11 protein-coding genes are annotated in these 18,527 nt (G+C 35.8%); 9 read left to right on the top strand and 2 right to left on the bottom strand.

Annotated elements, in window-relative coordinates:
* Positions 1–16: 16 nt before the first annotated feature.
* Together ACHRWY_RS06635 and ACHRWY_RS06630 are read right to left on the bottom strand one after the other, a co-directional pair.
* The gene (locus ACHRWY_RS06635) at positions 17–1,642 is read right to left on the bottom strand and encodes a RagB/SusD family nutrient uptake outer membrane protein (protein ID WP_395353471.1); all 1,626 of its coding nucleotides are present in this window, start codon (positions 1,640–1,642) and stop codon (positions 17–19) included.
* Between the two features lie 37 nt (positions 1,643–1,679).
* Positions 1,680–4,655 (bottom strand): SusC/RagA family TonB-linked outer membrane protein, encoded by a 2,976-nt coding sequence (locus ACHRWY_RS06630; RefSeq protein ID WP_395353470.1) that lies wholly within the window; start codon positions 4,653–4,655, stop codon positions 1,680–1,682.
* Positions 4,656–4,891: 236 nt separating this feature from the next.
* Between ACHRWY_RS06630 and ACHRWY_RS06625 the strand changes: the two genes are divergently transcribed.
* The 9 genes from ACHRWY_RS06625 (at position 4,892) to ACHRWY_RS06585 (ending at position 18,390) form a co-directional block, all read left to right on the top strand.
* The gene (locus ACHRWY_RS06625) at positions 4,892–5,923 is read left to right on the top strand and encodes a LacI family DNA-binding transcriptional regulator (protein WP_395353469.1); all 1,032 of its coding nucleotides are present in this window, start codon (positions 4,892–4,894) and stop codon (positions 5,921–5,923) included.
* A 178-nt stretch (positions 5,924–6,101) separates the two neighbouring features.
* Positions 6,102–7,457 carry an MFS transporter gene (locus ACHRWY_RS06620; protein ID WP_395353468.1) on the top strand — a complete coding sequence of 452 codons (1,356 nt, stop codon included), beginning with the start codon at positions 6,102–6,104 and terminating at the stop codon, positions 7,455–7,457.
* Positions 7,458–7,475: 18 nt separating this feature from the next.
* Positions 7,476–8,129 (top strand): beta-phosphoglucomutase, encoded by a 654-nt coding sequence (gene pgmB, locus ACHRWY_RS06615; RefSeq protein WP_395353467.1) that lies wholly within the window; start codon positions 7,476–7,478, stop codon positions 8,127–8,129.
* 176 nt (positions 8,130–8,305) lie between these two features.
* Entirely contained in the window at positions 8,306–10,609 is a 2,304-nt protein-coding gene (locus tag ACHRWY_RS06610; protein WP_395353466.1) for a glycoside hydrolase family 65 protein, read from the top strand.
* A gap of 27 nt (positions 10,610–10,636) precedes the next feature.
* A complete protein-coding gene (locus ACHRWY_RS06605; RefSeq protein WP_395353465.1) occupies positions 10,637–12,751 on the top strand; it encodes a glycoside hydrolase family 97 protein in 2,115 nt (704 codons plus the stop codon).
* Positions 12,752–12,881: 130 nt separating this feature from the next.
* On the top strand, positions 12,882–13,706 hold the full coding sequence (locus ACHRWY_RS06600) for a hypothetical protein (protein ID WP_395353464.1): 825 nt from the start codon (positions 12,882–12,884) through the stop codon (positions 13,704–13,706).
* A gap of 30 nt (positions 13,707–13,736) precedes the next feature.
* Entirely contained in the window at positions 13,737–15,614 is a 1,878-nt protein-coding gene (locus ACHRWY_RS06595) for a glycoside hydrolase family 13 protein (protein WP_395353463.1), read from the top strand.
* Positions 15,615–16,012: 398 nt separating this feature from the next.
* Complete coding sequence (locus tag ACHRWY_RS06590) at positions 16,013–17,602, top strand: alpha-amylase family glycosyl hydrolase (RefSeq protein WP_395353462.1); 1,590 nt, start codon at positions 16,013–16,015, stop codon at positions 17,600–17,602.
* A gap of 110 nt (positions 17,603–17,712) precedes the next feature.
* Positions 17,713–18,390, top strand: a complete 678-nt coding sequence (locus tag ACHRWY_RS06585) for a glycerophosphodiester phosphodiesterase (RefSeq protein ID WP_395353461.1) — start codon at positions 17,713–17,715, stop codon at positions 18,388–18,390.
* Positions 18,391–18,527: the final 137 nt, after the last annotated feature.

Here is an 18,527-nt window from a genome sequence, read left to right as displayed (position 1 = left end):
CTGTTTTATAAAGGTGTTAGTATCCTGGATTTTGCTTCAACGTTGGATTTGCCTGAATCGTTTTTGCCGGAATTGGCATTAAATCCCTGAAAGATTCTGTAGCAGTACCATTCATTGTTCCACCTTTCCATTGCCAGATTTTAGATCCTCCTGTAAATTTTCCAAAACGAATCAAATCTGTTCTTCTGTGACATTCCCAAAACAATTCTCGTCCTCTTTCTGCAAGCAGAAAATCAAGAGTTAGCTCTCCGGTAGAAATATTGGCTGCACCAGCTCTGGTTCTAATTTGGTTTACATATCCTAAAGCAGTACCTAAATTACCTGTACTAGCTCCTCTTACTACAGCTTCTGCATACATTAAATAAGCATCGGAAATCCTGAACATTGGAAAATCTGTATCCGGGATATCAGTTCTTTGGGCTTTACTTCCATCAGAATTAACATTGATATACTTGGTAACAGCATAACCATCTGTAAAAGTCCCAACATTATTAATGTCTAAATTTTGACCATCTCTATAAAAAGTTCCTCTTTTATCTGCTGTAGCCGTTGCATCAGGAAAAAGGGCAACAAACTCTTTACGGGTTCTGGTACCATACCATCCTCCGTCCATTCCTCTTGAAGCAGGATCCATGCTTCCACCAATAGAGGCATGAATTATAAAGCTCATTCCGCCTCCTGTTGCTCTGATCGCATTACCATCACTAATTACCGGGAAAATAAATTCACTTTGAGCACCATTTCTGTCGTTATTAGCAGAAAACAAATAATTATAAGGAACATTGGCAAACGTATACCCAGAATTTATAATCTCACTACATAAAGTAGCTACTTCATTATTTCTTTCTGTACCAGTATATACTTTAGAGTTTAAGTAAATTTGCGCCAATAAAAATTTAGCGGCAACCTTATCAACTCTACCATATTCATTTGCTTTGGCATTTACCATACTTGCATCTAAATCTTTTAATTCAGACTCTACAAAAGCAAAAACTTCTGCTCTTGTTTTTTGTACCGGATAAAAGAATCCCACAGGGTCTTTTTCTGTAGTAATAGGCACGTTACCAAACAAGTCCATTAAATTAACATAAGAAAAAGCTCTTAAAAAGCGGGCTTCTGCCCTAAAAGTTGCAATTTGAGTTTTCAAATCAGCAGTAACCCCTCTTTCTGTTAGTTTTTCATCTGTAGTTTGTCTTAAAAATTCATTAGCCAAACTAATTTCATAAGAAGCTCTTGAATACGTTCCGTACAAAAACTCATTAGCCGGAGACCATGTCTGTGTATTTAAGGTTGGCAAAGTTCCGTCAGACCAGGCAATAATAGCCTCATCAGTAGGAAGCTCCTGTGTTACAAAAAGCAAACGCAAGTAACTGCTAAAATCTCCACCAAGACCAGCAATATCAGGGTTTTTCCCTGGTACAGCTGCATCACCATCACCGTCATTTCCTCCTACATACAGACCAGCATATAATTTTGCAAGTACCTTCTTATAGGATGTAGGATCCTGAAAGAAAGTGTCAGAAAGAAACTCATCATCATCTTTTGGCGTCACATCTAAGTCGCCTGTACATGAAGTAAGCGTCAAATTCAATCCTAAAATAAATAGGAGAAAATAAGATATATATTTAAATGATATTTTCATTTTGTATGTTTTTAAAATTTTATTTTTCAATGTACTATTAGAAACTTGCATTTACGCCAAACAAGAATGTTCTTGCTCTTGGGTAAACGTTACCATCAATTCCGTTGAATTTCTCCGGATCTAATCCGTTGTATTTTGTAAGTACAAAAACATTCTGAACACCAGCAGAGAATCTTAAACTAGTTGTTTTCAATATTGATTTATCCAAAGTATAACCAAGAGTCACGTTGTCTAATTTGACAAAAGAAGCATCTTTTACATAATAATTAGATAAATAACGCTGAGTTCCGTTATCTTCAAAAGTAAATCCGGTGTTTAGGTAATCTGAACTCACATTCGATAAATCGGTTTGTCTTCTTAAACCTGCATCAGAATATCCCATGTTTGAATTTACGTTATCAAAAATGTAATTTCCTAGACTGGCTCTCCAGTTCATTGTAAAATCAAACTTTTTGTAGTTTAATGTTGAGAACAAACCAAATGTATAATCTGCAGTTGGCTTGTGGTATCTGTAACGGTCTCCATCATCAATTTTACCATCTCCGTTTCTGTCTACATAAGCTCCGGCGATTGGTTTTTTGTTTGCATCATACAATTGCTCGTATACGAAAAATGAGTTTGGTGCATATCCAACAGTGTTGATAAGGATTTTATTTCCGTTTCCGCCTTTAATATTATCTCCTACTGCATATCCCTCAAAACCAGCAACTGTCTGTCCTAAGTTTTCAATTTTCTGATCTAAATAAGTCGCATTTACAGCTACATTCCATGTCAGTTTATCCGTTTTGATGATATCAGACTGAAGGCTAAACTCAACCCCTTTTGTTCTTAAATCACCAATATTATTAAAGCCCTGATTTCTTAAGTTCGCCCCGTCCGGAACCAATACATCTGCTAATAAATCACTTGATTTTTTATCAAAATAGTTAATAGTACCCGTAATTCTGTCCTTGAAGAACCCAAAATCAACTCCTAAGTTCATCTCAGCTAATTCTTCCCATTTAATATTCTGATTGTATCCCTCAGGTCTTGCCGTTGAGTACACCACTCCACCAAAAATATATTGTGTGTTGATTGTACCTAACGTTACTCTTCGTAAATAATCGTACTGAGCCGAAATATCCTGTTGCCCTGTAGTACCGTATCCTAATCTTAATTTTAAACTTGAAATGGTTGCATTATCTTTTAAGAAAGCTTCTTCTGCAACATTCCAGGCAAAAGCACCTCCCATAAAATTACCCCATCTGTTCTCTTTAGAAAAACGTGAAGTTCCGTCTCTTCTGTAATTTACAGTCAATAAATATCTGCTATCGTACCCAAGGTTTAAACGACCAAAGAAAGATTGCAAATTGATATCCGGATCAGTAATAACATCTTCGTTCGGAGTTGGCTGTGTAGTTTCTCCAGACTGATACTTTTCTTTTTGAAACAGTTGGTAGTTATAACCTGCCGTTGCATCAATTTTAATTTTACCTAAATCTTTAGTATAATTAAAATAAGTATTTAAGTTTTTATTTTGAAGGTTGTCTGTATAACTGTTATAATTTCCCAGGTTCACCCAGTTTCCGGTACTAAAAGGATTAGGCTGATATCCTAAAGCACTTTGTGTACTTTGTCTGTTGTACCCGCTACTGTCGAATTTATCAATTCCTGCTTCAGCCACAACTCTTAAATCTTCAAAGAAATGAAGTTTATAATCTAATCTGATATTTCCCCATTTTCTGGTAGAGGTAGCTCTCTTGTCTTCCTGGTTCAATCTTGCCACAGGATTTCTTGCCGGTAATAATGGTAAATTTCCTGTTGGTTCTAACCATTCAAAATAACCTCCGTAACGAGAACCTGACTGATAAACAGATTGAGTTGGATCAAAACTAATCGCACTACCGATTACACCATCTTCATCCTGAAATTGATTTTTTCCAAATGCTAAGTTTCCGCTAATATCAATTTTTAAGTGATTATCAAATAAAACCGGATTTAACGATATCGATGTCGTAGTTCTTTCAAAAGAAGTGTTTCTCAGGATTCCTGGATTATTAACATTTCCAACAGATAAACGTACTGGTAATTTATCAAATAAAGCACCACTTACAGAGATATTATTGTTGGTTGTCAAAGCAGTATGAAAAATTTCATCCTGCCAGTTAGTACTTGCCTTACCCATTAAGGCTTGTTGAGCAGCAGAACCTTTTGTATTTACTAAATTACGGAATTGATCTGCGCTTAAAACATCAACTGTATTGGCTACTGTATTCACACCAACCTGTGAGCTAAAGTTCACTTTTACACCACCTTTAGTCCCTTTTTTAGTTGTAATTACAATTACACCATTTGCAGCTCTTGAACCATAAATTGCAGCTGCCGAAGCATCTTTCAAAACAGTAAAAGACTCAATATCATTAGGATCAATAGTAGATAAAATACTTGTAGCACCGCTTGGTACAGCGTTACTTAACGGAAGTCCGTCTAAGATAATCAACGGGTCATTTGAAGCGCTTAATGAAGATCCTCCACGAATTCTAATATCAGCTTTTGCTCCTGGAGCTCCTCCTCCAACAACATTTACACCAGCAATACGACCACTAATTAAAGTTTCAGGAGTGACGTTAATTCCTTTATTAAATTCTTTAGCCGAAATTTGAGATACAGAACCTGTAGCATCTTTTTTCTTAACAGTACCGTAACCTACCTGTACAACAACTTCTTTAAGTTGATTTGTATCTTCTTCTAAAGAAACGCTTAAGGTTTGTTGACCATTAAAAGTTACAGTTGACGTTTTATATCCAATAAATGAAACAACAATTTTGTCTCCGTTTTTTACATTAGATAACTGAAATTTACCGTCAAAATCTGTCGATGTTCCGCCCGGAGCACCTTGTACATTTACATTTACTCCCGGGATTGGTTGCCCCGTTGCCAGATCAGCAACTGTTCCTTTTAAAGTACTTTGAGCTAGTACAGTAAACGGTAACAGTAAGAATAAAAATAACAACTTTTTGTAAATTGTTTTCATACTTTTTGTTTAAATTAGTTTGAGTTTTTGATTGTTAGTTAAGTTTTTAATTTTACTTCGAATTTCAAAATTAGGAATTTATTAACACGACCAACCGCTTACAATTTTTATTGGTTTACGAAAACGTGGTAGTGTTGAAAACTTTCTATTTTTTGTAATCTTTTAAGTCAAAAATTGCTGATTATAAAAATTTCAGATACCTTTATTAACAATTAGATTTTTTTCAAATAACTACTATGAAACGAAAAATAACCCTAAAACAGATTGCAAAGGAACTTGACGTGTCTATTTCAACTGTCTCTAAATCACTCAGAAACAGCCTTGAAATAGGAGAAGAAACACGTTTAAAAGTGCAGGCTTTTGCAAAGTTTTATAACTATAAGCCCAACAATATTGCCCTTAGTTTAAAAAATCGAAAAACCAAAAGTATTGGTATTATCATTCCGGAAATTGTACATTATTTTTTCTCTACCGTAATCAACGGAATCGAACAGGTTGCAAATGAAAATGGCTACAGTGTTGTGATTTGTTTATCTGATGATTCTTTTGACAAAGAAGTCCTTAATATGGAAATGCTGGCCAACGGAAGTATCGATGGTTTTATCATGTCTCTTTCTAAAGAAACACAGTATAAAGGTGATTTTCATCACATTACAGAAGTTATCAATCAGGGAATGCCAGTTGTTATGTTTGATCGTGTAACTAATGATATTTTATGTGATAAAGTAATTATTGATGATAAAGCAGCAGCTTACGAAGCCGTTCAGAGTTTAATTGATAATGGACGAAAAAAGATCGCCCTCGTAACCACTGTCGATTATGTAAGCGTTGGAAAATTAAGAACTGATGGTTACGAAAAAGCGCTTTTGGACAACGGATTACCGTTTAATGAAGATTTAATCATAAAAATTGAAGATGTTGACACTTGCGAAATTACAATAAGCCAGCTTTTACACGACAGGGCTTTTGATGCCGTTTTTGCCGTAAATGAGCTTTTTGCTGTGACCATTATCAAAACAGCCAACAAAATGGGACTTAAAGTTCCTGAAGATCTTGCTGTAATTGCTTTTACTGACGGAATCATTTCTAAATATTCTACCCCAAGCATTACAACCGTAAGCCAAAGTGGGGAAAAAATGGGAAATAAAGCCGCTAAAATGCTGATCGAACGACTCGAAGCAGAACACGATGATGACGAAGAAGAAAACGAAAATTACACTACAGAAGTAATAGAAACACATCTTATAAAAAGAGAATCTACTGACTAATTTTCTTAAAATCAACACATTCTAAAGCCATAAATGTTATTTATGGTTTTTTTATGATTTGAATTAAAAAAATAATTTATACTTTTACGGCCGTCAAGGCTTTTACTTTTACTTCGAAAAAACAGTAAGTTTTGATAAGCAAAGCGCTTATCGTCTAATTAATTTTTTAATTACGATAATGGAAAAGCGTAAATTAAGTTTCTGGGAAATTTGGAACATGAGTTTCGGTTTCTTGGGGATACAAATGGGATTTGCACTTCAGAATGCAAATGCCAGCAGAATTCTTCAAATTTTTGGCGCCGACGTACATGAGTTATCATGGTTCTGGATTATTGCTCCCCTTATGGGATTAATAGTGCAGCCTGTTATTGGTCATTACAGCGATAAAACCTGGGGAAGATTCGGAAGACGAAAACCATTTTTTCTGGTAGGGGCCATTTTAGCTTCGGTAGGATTAATTCTAATGCCTCAGGCTAATATTTTCATCTCCGTTTTACCGGCCTTATGGGTTGGAGCCGGAATGTTAATGATCATGGATGCTTCTTTCAACATCGCTATGGAGCCATTTCGTGCTTTGGTTGGTGATAATTTAAGAACAGACCAGCGTACAGCTGGATTTAGCATTCAGACTTCTTTAATTGGTTTTGGAGCAGTAATTGGTTCGGCTTTGCCTTATGTTTTAACCAAATATTTCCATGTTTCAAACAGTACAGTTCCGGGAAGCGTACCACTAAACCTGACACTTTCTTTTATCATTGGAGCGGCTGTTTTAATTGGTTCAATCTTAGTAACGCTTTTTACAACAAAAGAATATTCTCCTGAAGAATTAGCCAATTTTGAAGATCCTCAAAGCCAAATTGATATTCCTTCTGAAGAAAAATCAAAACTAACCGATATTTTTACAGATTTTGCCAAGATGCCTACAACAATGCGTCAGCTAAGCTGGGTACAATTTTTCTCCTGGTTCGGATTATTTGGTATGTGGGTTTTTACAACTCCCGCTATTGCGCATCATATTTACGGTTTGCCTTTAAGTGATACTTCAAGCCAGCAATATCAGGATGCCGGGGATTGGGTCGGAATTCTGTTTGGAGTCTACAACTTGGTTTCTGCTATTATCGCACTGTTTTTTCTGCCCTACATTGCTAAAAAAATCGGAAGAAAATCAACACATGCACTTTCATTAATCATTGGAGGAATCGGATTAATCTCGATTTATTTTATGCCAAATGAAGACTGGGTTGTTTTGCCGATGATTTTAATCGGAGTAGCCTGGGCCAGTATTCTGGCCATGCCCTACGCCATTCTTGCCGGATCAATCGCTCCTAAAAAAATGGGGGTTTACATGGGAATCTTTAATTTCTTTGTTGTTATCCCACAAATTGTAAATGCTCTTATTGGAGGTCCAATTGTAAAGTACCTTTATAATGGCGATGCTATTTACGCTTTAATTACAAGCGGAGTCAGTTTTTTAATTGCTGCTCTTTTGGTCTATAAAGTAAAAGATGTAGACGATACTATTCAAAAATCATAAAGAAGAATTCCTCATATAATGAACAAGAAAGCATTCATATTCGACCTTGACGGCGTAATTGTCGATACCGCTAAATACCACTTTTTAGCGTGGCAAAAAATCGCCCAATCCTTACATATAAATTTCACACACGAAGACAACGAATTACTTAAAGGCGTAAGTCGGGTACGTTCGTTAGACATCATTCTTGAATTAGGAAATGTTCAGGCTTCGCAGGAAGACAAAGACAAATGGCTGATTCAAAAAAATGAAGATTACTTATCTTATCTGGTTGATATGGATGAAAGCGAGATTCTTCCGGGAGTTTTTAAAACACTGCAACTATTAAAAGAAAAAAATCAGGGAATTGCTTTGGGATCTGCGAGTAAAAATGCCAGACCAATCCTTGAAAAAACTGGAATCCTTTCGTATTTCGATGTTATTGTTGACGGAAACGACGTTACCAATGCCAAACCGGACCCGGAAGTTTTCTTAAAAGCGGCTCAATTATTACATATTGATCCAAAAAATGCTATTGTATTCGAAGATTCTGTTGCCGGAATTCAGGCCGCAAACATTGGCGGAATGACAAGTGTGGGAATTGGTGAGGAAACAATTTTACACGAAGCACAATACATTTTTAAAGATTTCACTTTAATTGACGAAAGTTTTATCGACAAGTTAATCAATTAGATAATGTGCCAATTTGATAATTAAAAAAGGAATAATGATCAAATTTAAGCAAACTAATAAATCAGTACAAATCATCAATCAAAACAATAAAACAATCAGCAATTAGAAATAGCCAAAAAAGTAATTATCTAATGATCAAATTGGCACATTATCTAATTCTCTAATTAAAGAAAAAAATGAATCAAGATTATATAAAACCAGACAATTGGTCCATCATAGAAGAAGGATTTGATACCGGCAGCGTAAAATCGTCTGAAAGTCTTTTTAGCATCGGTAACGGTGCTATGGGACAGCGCGCCAATTTTGAAGAAACCTATTCCGCAGAAACTTTTCAGGGAAGTTACATTGCCGGAATTTATTATCCCGATAAAACAAAAGTGGGCTGGTGGAAAAACGGTTATCCTAAATATTTTGCCAAAGTACTAAACGCGCCGAACTGGATTGGAATTGATGTTGAAATCAACGAAGAAAATCTTGATTTAAACACCTGTACAGAGGTTAGAAACTTCCGTAGAGAGTTGAATATGAAAGAAGGATGGTACAACCGTTCTTTTGAAGCAACGTTGAAAAACGGAACTGAAATTGCCGTAAACGTTCGTCGTTTTCTTTCTTTGGATCTGGACGAAGTGGGAATTATCAAATTTGAAATTACCCCTTTAAACAAAGACGCAAAAATCGTCTACAAGCCTTATGTTGATGCAGGAGTAACCAATGAGGATGCCAACTGGGAAGAGAAATTCTGGGAACCTCTTGAAGTTAAAAAGGGTACAAACGAAGCATTTGTAACGGCACAAACTTTCAAAACACATTTTAGGGTTACGACGTTTATGCACAATACGATTCTGGCAAATGATGAAGATATTCATATTTCACCATCGACAATCGATTCAACTACAGATAAAGTTCAATATACCTATGGAACTATTATTGCAAAAGGACAAACCTCAGCGATTCAGAAAATTGGTGGGTATACGGTTTCTTTAAACCACGAAAATACTTTGGCTGCAGCCGAAAAAGTGATCAAATCGGCCGTAAATTCAGGATACGATGCTTTGCTTCAAAATCAAATTGATGCCTGGGCTAAAATCTGGGAAATGTCAGATATTACGATTGATGGCGACGTAAAAGCACAACAAGGAATTCGTTTCAACATCTTCCAGTTAAATCAAACCTATTTAGGAAAAGACAGTCGTTTAAACATTGGACCAAAAGGGTTCACCGGAGAAAAATACGGCGGATCTACTTATTGGGACACTGAGGCGTATTGTATTCCGTTTTATATGGCGACAAAAGATCAACAGGTTGCCCGAAACCTATTGACGTATCGTTACAATCAATTAGATAAAGCAATTGAAAATGCCCAAGATAATTTAGGATTCAAAAACGGAGCAGCATTGTACCCAATGGTGACCATGAATGGTGAAGAATGTCACAACGAATGGGAAATCACACACGAAGAAATCCACAGAAACGGAGCAATTGCTTTTGCCATTTTCAACTATTACCGTTTCACCGGAGATTACTCCTATATTCCTGAAAAAGGTCTTGAAGTTTTAATTGGTATAGCACGTTTCTGGCATCAAAGAGCTTCTTTCTCAAAAGAGAAAAATCAATATGTGATTCTGGGAGTTACAGGTCCAAACGAATACGAGAACAACATCAACAATAATTTTTATACCAATTATATAGCAAAATGGTGTATTGATTTTGCTTCGGAACAAATTACTAAGGTGGCAGCAGAATATCCTGCAGATCACCAACGAATCTTAGAAAAAGTAAATCTATCCGCTACAGAAATTCAGGCATGGAAAAAAGTAGCAGACGATATGTATTTCCCGACTTCAAAGGAATTGGGCATTTACCTGCAACAAGATGGTTTCTTAGACAAAGATTTAATTCCGGTAAAAGATCTTGATAAATCACAACGCCCAATCAACCAGAAATGGTCATGGGATCGTGTTTTACGTTCGCCTTATATCAAACAAGCCGACGTTTTACAGTGCTTCTATTTCTTCGAAGATCATTTCTCCAAAGAAGAACTAAAACGAAACTTCGAATTTTATGAATCCTTTACCGTTCATGAAAGTTCGCTTTCGCCTTGCGTACACTCTATTCAGGCAGCTCATTTAGATAAAATGGATATGGCATATACCTTTTATTTAAGAACATCCCGTTTAGATTTAGATGATTACAACAAAGAAGTTGAGGAAGGTTGTCACATCACATCAATGGCAGGAACATGGATGAGCATCGTAGAAGGTTTTGGCGGAATGCGTGTTAAAAAGGATCAATTGCACTTTTCTCCAAAAATTCCAAAAGAATGGAAAGGATATTCTTTTAAAATAAACTTTAGAAATCAAATCCTGAAAGTGTCTGTAAATCATCATGAAACCACTTTTACTGTAGATGGCGATCAGGATTTAACAATTGTAGTGAATGGGAAGCCAGTTATTGCAAGTAAATTTGTACAAATAAATTAAATTACAATACTCTAAAAACTAAAAAACATGAAAAACTTATTTTTCGCAAGTTTAATCTTGTTTGCTTTTAGCTCGATTGCAAAAGCGCAACAATTAAAGTCACCCGAAGGCAAGTTCGTAATGGAATTTTCTCTGCAAAATGACGGAACTCCAACTTACAATTTAAAATACAAAAACAAAGAGGTAATCAAAACCAGTAAATTAGGTCTTGAACTTAAAGATGATAAAAAATCTTTATTGAACGATTTTACTGTTGTAGATACAAAAACTTCCACTTTTGATGAGACATGGAAACCAGTTTGGGGAGAAGTAAATCAAATTAGAAATCATTATAATGAATTGGCTGTTACTTTAAATCAAAAAGGAACCGACAGACAAATCGTAATTCGTTTTCGTTTGTTTGATGACGGTTTAGGGTTCAGATATGAATTTCCGGCACAAAAGAACCTTACTTATTTCGTAATCAAAGAAGAAAGATCTCAATTTGCCATGGCGGGCGACCACACGGCTTTTTGGATTCCGGGGGACTATGATACTCAGGAATACGATTATACCAAATCGAAATTATCTGAAATACGAGGATTATCTGAAAAAGCATATACCGCTAATGTTTCGCAAAAAAACTTTTCTCCAACAGGCGTTCAGACTTCTTTGATGTTAAAAACAAATGATGGTTTGTACATCAACCTGCACGAAGCAGCTTTGATCAACTATTCTTGTATGCACCTGAATTTAGATGATAAAAATATGATTTTCGAATCCTGGTTAACGCCGGATGCAAAAGGGGACAAGGGTTATATGCAAGCGCCAAGCCACTCTCCATGGAGAACGATTATGGCAAGCGATGATGCTAGAGAAATCTTAGCTTCAAAAATGACTTTAAACTTAAACGACCCATCAAAAATTGACGATACTTCCTGGATTAAACCGGTAAAATATGTGGGGGTCTGGTGGGAAATGATTACCGGAAAAAGTTCATGGTCTTACACAAACGATTTCCCAACGGTACAATTGGGAGTTTCTGATTATTCAAAAGCAAAACCAAGCGGAACACACGGAGCAAACAATGCTAATGTAAAGAAATACATTGATTTTGCTGCTGCAAATGGTTTCGACGCCGTTCTGGTTGAAGGCTGGAACGAGGGTTGGGAAGACTGGTTTGGTCACTCAAAAGATTACGTTTTTGATTTCGTAACGCCTTACCCGGATTTTGATGTAAAAGGTTTGCACGAATATGCAAAGTCAAAAGGAATCAAAATCATCATGCACCATGAAACCTCAGGTTCTGTTCGTAACTACGAGCGCCACATGGATAAAGCATACCAATTCATGAAAGACAACGGATATGATGCTGTAAAAAGCGGATATGTTGGAGATATTTTACCTCGCGGTGAAAACCATTACGATCAATGGATTGTAAACCATTATCAATATGCTATTGAAAAAGCAGCCGATTACAAAATTATGGTGAACGCTCACGAAGCCGTTCGTCCAACAGGAATTTGCAGAACATACCCGAACTTAATTGGAAACGAAGCCGCAAGAGGAACAGAATATCAGGCTTTTGGAGGTTCTAAACCAAATCACGTAACGGTTTTACCCTTTACACGTTTAATTGGAGGTCCAATGGATTACACTCCGGGAATCTTCGAAATGGATATCAGCAAAATGAATCCTGATAATACATCGCATGTAAACAGTACGATTGCAAACCAATTGGCATTATACGTTACGATGTACAGCCCTTTGCAAATGGCAGCTGATACTCCGGAAAATTATAACCGTTTCCCGGATGCATTCCAATTCATCAAAGATGTAGCGGTAGACTGGTCTGAAAGCAAATATATTGAGGCTGAACCAGGAGATTTTATTACTGTTGCCCGTAAAGCTAAAGGAACAAACAACTGGTTTGTTGGAAACGTAAATGGAGAAACGGCACGTACATCAAACATCGATTTCAGTTTCCTTGAAAAAGGTAAAAAATACACCGCAACCATTTATGCCGATGCAAAAGATGCCCATTACAAAACAAATCCGCAAGCTTATACCATCAAAAAAATTGCTGTCACAAACAAATCAAAATTATCGCAGTTATCTGCTCCGGGCGGAGGTTATGCCATAAGCATTATTGAAACTAAATAATTTTTTAAGAAGACAAGTAATTTTCCCCTGGATGGATTACTTGTCTTTTTTTTAAGATTGCTACATTTGGATTGCAAAATTTCCAAAACGGTTAAGGAAATCAAAATTGCGCTAATTAAATTAAGACAAAATGAGAAACATTATCAGTTTATTTTTAAGCCTTTTACTACTTTCCTGCAATCAGAAAAACGAAACAATCCTTAAACCAAATCAAGAAAATAAAAAATCAGATACTTTAGAAAAAACTGACATCGACAAAGCCCTGTATTGTGTTTACAATTTATCAAAAACAACTACTGCAATCGTAGTGAATCTGGATGATGAAAATACCTATAACGGAGCTGAGTTTGATAGAATTTTTAATCAGATAAATGCCAAAGATTCTTTATATAATGTTTTATACGGAGACAGTACGAAAGTCAAAAATTATGAATATTACGACTCTTTAGGAAGCTACAAATTAATTAAAAATAAAAAAGTAGAGCGTGAAGTAAAAAAAATCATCGAGAAGAGTTATTACGTCTATGGCACAAAGGGCTTTTCGAAAATGCCCGTAAACGAAGTTGTTTTCGGACTTGATGAATGCCGCACGAATTTTTTTGCTTTTCCAATTGAAAATTTTGACACCGCTAAAAACGGAATACCTGTTTTATGTTCCAAACAACCGTTAAAGATAAACTATCAGAAAAACTATTTTGACATCCAGAAAAAGATACGTGATTTCGAGGAAGAGGAAAGCAAAAAGTATGATTACAAAGACGATATCAAAACAAAGGTATTTGCCAATATTGGAGATGTTTATTTTACCTACAGTGATGATTTTATGTGGGGTAGAGATCCCGACAAAAGCAAATGTAAATTTCCGGGCAGAACAATATATATCGTAAAAAAGGGCAAGCCTATAAAAAAATTCTGGGTCAACGGCTTAGATTTATTTGGGATTCCTTGTGACTAAAACAGCCTTAACTAATATTTAAAAGTTATTATGAAAAATTCAAAAATATTACTTTTCACAACACATTTCTTTTCAATACAAACAATCCTTCTTGCTTTGTTGTTTTCTGCTTCCGCGAAAGCGCAAATCCAGAAAACAGAACCACCATTCTGGTACGCAGGAATGAAAAATCCGGAACTACAAATTATGTTCTACGGAAAAAACATTGCCCAATTCGAAGCTTCCGTCTCCAATAATGTGGTGATTAAAAATGTAGAAAAAACAGAAAATCCAAACTACCTTTTCGTAACCATCGATACGCAAAATCTTAAAGCTTCTGAATTGGTTTTCTCTTTCAAAAACAAAAATAAAGTCGCTTTTACGCAGAAATATTCGCTTAAAGAAAGAAGAGCAAATTCAGCAGACAGAAAAAGCTACGACGCATCAGATATGATGTATTTAATCATGCCGGATCGTTTTGCAAACGGAAATACTAAAAATGACAGCGATGCCAATTTAACTGAAAAAGGAAATCGTCAGGATCCAAGCGGACGTCATGGTGGCGATATTGAAGGCATTATCAAAAATCTGGATTACATTTCATCTTTGGGTGCCACAACTATATGGAGCACTCCTTTATGCGAAGACAACGACAAACAGCATTCTTACCATACTTACGGACAATCTGATGTTTACAAAATTGATCCGCGTTACGGAACAAACGACGATTACGCACGCCTATCTGCAGAAATGCACAAAAAAAACATGAAACTGGTTATGGATTATGTAACGAATCACTGGGGAATTACACACTGGATGATGAAAGATATCCCCACCAAAACCTGGTTCAACCAATTCGAAAACTTTACACAAACACATCACAGACGTGAAGTAATCACCGATATTCATGCTTCAAAACTAGATCAGGAAATTTGTATTGATGGCTGGTTCGTACCTTCTATGCCGGATTTGAATTTAAGAAATCCGTTGGTAGCAAAATACTTAACTCAAAATGCCATCTGGTGGATTGAATTCGCCAATCTTGACGGATTTAGAGTAGACACGTATAATTATTCTGATCCTGCTGCAATGGCAAATTGGGCAAAATCAATTACAAATGAGTATCCAAACTTTAATATTGTAGGTGAAATCTGGATGCACAATCAGGCCAATTTATCGTTTTGGCAAAAAGACAGTAAAATTGGGGCAATCGAAAACTACAATTCGAATTTACCAAGTGTAATGGATTTTACTTTACAAGATCAGATTGGCTCAGCTTTCAACGAAGATCAAGCAACCTGGGATAACGGAATGATTAAATTCTACAACAATTTTACTTTAGATTATTTGTATCCAAACCCAAACAATATTCTTGTTTTTGCTGAAAATCATGATACCGATCGTATCAATCATACTTATAAATATGATTTCACGAAATACAAATTGGTAATGACTTTATTGGCAACCGTTCGTGGAATCCCACAAGTATATTACGGTTCAGAAATTGGAATGGGCGGTGACAAAAGCAAAGGCGATGCTGATATTAGACAAGATTTCCCCGGAGGATGGGCTGGTGATACAAACAATGCTCTTACCGCAGCAGGAAGAACACCTGAACAAGCTAAATATTTCGATTTTACTTCGAAATTATTCAATTGGAGAAAATCGAATGAAGCAGTTCATTTCGGAAAAATGACACATTATATTCCGGAAAACAATACGTATGTTTATTTTAGATATACAGATGCCAAAACGGTAATGGTCGTTTTCAATAATAATCCTACAGCGCAAACTATCAAAACAAATCGCTTTAAAGAAAACATCAAAAACTTTAAATCAGGGAAAGATGTTCTAACCGGAAAAACATTCGATTTAGCTACTGAAATTACTTTAGACCCAAAATCGGCTATTGTTTTAGAATTAGAATAAGCTAATCGCGAAAGATTTTTAGCCACAGATTACAAGATTAAAATGATTTTTTTAAAATGGGTGTTAATCTTGTAATCTGTGGCTATTATTATTTCCGCCACAAATTCACTAAATTTATTAATAATAATACGTGAATTCGTGGCGGAATTTTTTTAATTAAAACGTATAGTCTCTGCGGGACATATTATCTGACTATTCTATTTTTCTACCAACATTTAACTCCTAAAGGTGTATATCTCGTAGAGATTATATATTGGTAAAAAATATAATTACAAGTCTTTCCATTGTCCCGTAGGGACAATACTACTGTTTAGACGAATAAAAAATAATTAGTGAATTCGTGGTGTTTTTTTTTATACGCTTTTCTTTCTTTATCTTTAAGATTCATAATCATTTCAATGAATAACGACAATACTTCGAAAACACCTTTCGTTTGGGAAGGAGCAAATGTTTACTTTTTACTTACCGATCGTTTTTATAACGGAGATACCTCTAATGACTTCAATTTTAACCGAACCAAAACTCCCGGAAAATTACGTGGTTTTGAAGGAGGAGACCTCATCGGTATTATCAAAAAAATCGACGACGGCTATTTTGATCAATTAGGAATAAACGTTATCTGGCTTACGCCAATTGTAGAACAAATTCACGATGGTGTTGATGAAGGAACCGGTTTTAGCTACGGATTTCACGGCTATTGGGCAAGAGACTGGACCGCTTTAGATCCAAACTTCGGCACCAAAGAAGAGCTAGCCAATCTGGTCAAAAAAGCACATGCAAAAGGCATCCGGATTATGCTTGACGGCGTTATCAATCATACCGGACCTGTAACTCCCGAAGATCCTATCTGGCCGGAAGACTGGGTAAGAACAGGAGTTGTCTGCGATTATAAATCATTTGAGAACACTACCATGTGTACATTGGTAGAAAATCTTCCTGATGTAAAAACAGAAAGCACTAAAGAAGTAGAATTACCTCTTTTTTTAATCGAAAAATGGAAAAACGAAGGCCGTTATGAAAAAGAAACCTCTTCTTTAAATGAATTCTTCAAAAGAACGGGTTATCCCAGAACTCCAAAATATTACATCATAAAATGGTTAACGGATTATATTAGAGAATTCGGAGTTGACGGTTACAGATGCGATACCGTAAAACATACCGAAGAAATTGTCTGGGTCGATTTTAAAAAAGAATGTGATTACGCTTTTGAAACCTGGAAAAAACACCATCCTTTACAAGTCCTGGACCAAAATCCATTTTACAGCATTGCTGAAGTGTATGGTTACGAAATAAGCGGTGGACAAGATTATGATTTTGGAGACCGAAAAGTAAATTATTTTCAGCATGGTTTTAACAGCATGATCAATTTTGAGTTTAAACGAGATGCTCAAAATGATTATGAAGTTATCTTTTCGAAATATTCGACGAAACTCCAAAATGAATTAAAAGGGTATAGCGTTCTTAATTATGTATCGTCGCACGATGATCCTGATCCTTTTGATGCGCATCGAAACAGAACTTTCGAATCCGGAACCAAATTATTGCTTTCTCCCGGAATCTCACAGGTTTATTATGGTGATGAATCCGGTCGTTCTCTGGTCATTGAAGGAACAGAAGGCGATGCTACTTTACGATCTTTCATGAACTGGGATGCTATTCAAAACAATCCCGAAACTCAAAAAATACTCTGGCATTGGCAAAAACTCGGTCAGTTTCGTAGAAATCATCCGGCAGTTGGTGCAGGAATTCATAACATGATTGCTGAAAAACCGTATATTTTTTCCAGAAGTTATACGAATGCAAATTATACTGATAAAGTTATAATCGGTTTAGATCTTGGAGTTGGTTTAAAAGAACTTCCAGTAGCATCTGTTTTTCAAGATGGTGTTAAATTAAGAGATGCTTTTTCTGGTGAAGAAACAGAAGTTCAGGACGGAAAAGCAATCATAGATTCTGAATTCGGACTTGTTTTATTGGAAAAAATCTAAAGTTTAACCGCAAAGATCGCAAGGCAAAATCGCAAGGTTCGCAAAGATTTTAAAAAACTTTGCGACCTTTGCGTAAAACTTTGCGACCTTTGCGGTTAAACTCTCAAGACATGCTAAAAATAGCGCATCGCGGTGCAAAGGGATACGAACCTGAGAATACGCTAAAGTCATTCCAAAAAGCGTTAGACTTAAATGCCGACGGGATAGAACTAGACGTACACCTTAGTTCTGACGGACATATTATAGTAATTCACGACGAAACTATCGACAGAACAACAAATGGAAAAGGTCTTGTAAGTACTTTTTCTTTATCTCAGTTAAAGACCTTTCTGATTGATGGAAAATATCAAATACCAACTTTAAATGAGGTTTTTGATTTGGTCAATAAAAAATGTCTCATCAATATCGAACTAAAAGGTTTAGGAACTGCCAGTAAAGTTGTCGCTTTAATTGAGGCATACATTTCAGAAAAAAACTGGAATTACGAACATTTCATCGTTTCAAGCTTCGATTGGGACCTGCTGCAGGAAACATCAAATTTAAATTCAAAAATTCCCATTGGAGTTTTAACAGAAGAAGATCTGGATAAAGCTTTGGCTTTCGCCGAATTGATAAAAGCACGCGCCATTAACCCTGATTATCAGTTACTGAATGCTAAAAACGTACAACAAATACAAAAACAAGGCTTTCTTGTTTTTCCCTGGACAGTAGACGAAGAAGAAGACATTCAAAAAATAAAAAGCTACAAAGTAGACGGAATCATCAGTGATTTTCCCGACAAAATATAAAGTAAAAGCAGCACACAGATTAAAAGGTTTTTTTTAAAAATATGTGTGAATGATTTTAATCTTTGGCAAATAAAAAAATTCGTGCCAATTCGTTTAATTGCTTTGCCTGTTTATTATCGCTCGGGTTGTGCAAAAAA

The sequence above is a fragment of the Flavobacterium sp. FlaQc-48 genome, assembly GCF_044007335.1.
In the GTDB taxonomy this organism is placed as follows: domain Bacteria; phylum Bacteroidota; class Bacteroidia; order Flavobacteriales; family Flavobacteriaceae; genus Flavobacterium.
This window is presented reverse-complemented; position numbering and strand designations above follow the sequence as displayed.